This is a genomic window from Sphingomonas sp. (genome assembly GCF_036677245.1).
Classification (GTDB): domain Bacteria; phylum Pseudomonadota; class Alphaproteobacteria; order Sphingomonadales; family Sphingomonadaceae; genus Allosphingosinicella.
Genome location: NZ_JAKFCG010000059.1, coordinates 1 through 2,092, shown reverse-complemented (window position 1 = coordinate 2,092; position 2,092 = coordinate 1). Strand labels below are relative to the sequence as shown.

Genomic DNA, 2,092 nt, shown 5'->3' with positions numbered 1-2,092 from the left:
CAATGCCGAGATCAAGCAGGTCGGCGAGCACTATGTGCAGGTGCCGGGCCAGGTCGATGACAGCCGCGCCGCGATGGATGCGCTGCTGCTGGCCAACCCCGGCGATGGCGCGATCAATGGCGTGTGGGCGGCGTGGGACGAGCCTGGGATCGGGGCCAACCTCGCGATCGAGGCGGCGGGCCGCAAGGGCATCATCATTGCCGGCATCGACGGCAACCCGCAGGCGATCGAGCTGATCAAGGGCTGCACGGCCTATGTCGGCACCGTCCGCCAGGGCTTTGGCGAGATGGCCGGCATCGCGGCCACCGAGCTCAACACGATCCTTGCCGGCGGACCCGCGAGTGCGGACGAACTCTACGCGCCGGTGGAACTGATCACCCGCGAGAGCCTCGGCGTCACCTGTCCCTGACGTTGCTGGACCTTTCCGGGATCAGCCGGCGCTTCGGCGCGACGCATGCGCTCGAGGATGTGAGCCTCGCCCTCTCCGAGGGCGAGGTGCTTGGGCTCGTCGGGCCGAACGGCGCCGGCAAATCGACGCTGATCAAGATCATTGCGGGTGCCGACCGGCCGGATAAGGGTGAAATCCGCATTGACGGGCAGGTCGTCCACTTCCATTCGGCCCATGATGCCTATGCGGCGGGCATCCGGGTGATCCACCAGGATGCGCCGCTGGTGCCGGGGTTCGATACGGTCGAGAACTGCTATCTCGGGCGGGCCTATCCGCGGCGGTTCGGGCGGATCGACCGCAAGGCGATGCGGGCGGCGATTGCCGAAGTGGCGGCGGACATCGCGCCAGAGCTCGACCTCGATATGCCCACGATGTTCCTGCCGCCGGCGGAACGGCAGTTCGTGCGGCTGTTGCGCGCCATTGCCGACAAGGGGCGGCTGCTGATCCTTGATGAGCCGACGGCGGCATTGCCGGCGGAGGACGCCGAGCGGTTCTACGAAGTGTTGCGGCGGACGCGGGAGCGGGGGACGTCGATCATCCTCGTCAGCCACCGGCTGGATGAGATCGCCGATTTCTGCGGCAGCGCGGTGGTGATCCGCGATGGGCGGATCGTGGCACGGTTCGGCGCGGGGGAGGTGAAGCCCGAGGCGATGATTGCGGCGATGGGCGGCAGCGCCTCGGAGCGCTCGACGCGGGCGACGGATACGAGCGCACCGAAGATCATCGAGATCGATGGGGTGACCGGCGGCGACCTCACGCGGCCGGCGCAGCTCGATGTGCATGCGGGCGAGGTGATGGCGCTGTACGGGCTGGCGGGGTCCGGGCGGTCGAGCCTGCTCAATGCGATCTGGGGGGCGATCCCGTGGGCCGGCGCGATGCGGCTCGAAGGCGAGGACTATGCGCCGCGCTCGCCGCGGCAGGCCATTGCGCGAGGCGTCTCCTGCGTGCCTGCGGACCGGCATCGCAGCGGGTTGTTTCTTGCCGAGGACCTCATATTCAACAAGACGCTGCCACTGCTATCCGGCTATCGCCGCATGCGTGGGCTGCCGGTGCCGAACGCCAAGGCTGAGCGCGATGATTTCCTTGTCGCAGCGGAACGCGTGTCGCTCAGCTACCGCGACCCGAAGCAGCTGGCGCGGACGCTGTCGGGCGGCAACCAGCAGAAGCTGATCTTCTCGCGCTGGGCCAACCGGCACTCGCGGGTGATGCTTCTCGACGAGCCGACCGAGGGCGTCGACGTGATGGCGAAGGCGACGATCAAGGACATCATCCGGGCGATCGCGGCTGACGGCAACGCGGTACTGGTTTCGACCTCGGACCGTGACGAGGCGCTGGAGCTGGGCGACCGCATCGCGGTGTTCCGGCAGGGTGGCATCGTCAGGATTTTCACCCGCGCGGAAGCGAGCGCCGAGGCGCTGTCGGCGGCCGCGCAGTCTCGGGAGGCGGCGTGACCCGCACCAATCTCAATCGTTTCGGCACGCTGATCGCGTTCGTGCTGCTGTGCATCGGCTTTTCGATCGCGGCGCCGGCGGCGTTCGCCTCGCCGGCCAATGTGTTCAACCTCGTGCAGCAGATGGCGACGCTGGCGATCGTCGCGACGGCGGCGACGCTGGTGATGACGATCTCGGAGTTCGACCTGTCGGT

3 protein-coding genes are annotated in these 2,092 nt (G+C 68.1%); all 3 read left to right on the top strand.

Features of this window, described 5'->3' with window-relative positions:
• On the top strand, positions 1-409 hold a 409-nt coding region (locus V6M48_RS06800), incomplete at its 5' end, for a substrate-binding domain-containing protein (protein ID WP_332811779.1).
• 59 nt (positions 410-468) lie between these two features.
• Positions 469-1,899, top strand: a complete 1,431-nt coding sequence (locus tag V6M48_RS06795) for a sugar ABC transporter ATP-binding protein (protein ID WP_332811778.1) — start codon at positions 469-471, stop codon at positions 1,897-1,899.
• The coding region (locus V6M48_RS06790; protein ID WP_332811777.1) for a hypothetical protein at positions 1,896-2,092 on the top strand (197 nt) is incomplete at its 3' end. The genes V6M48_RS06795 and V6M48_RS06790, both read left to right, overlap by 4 nt.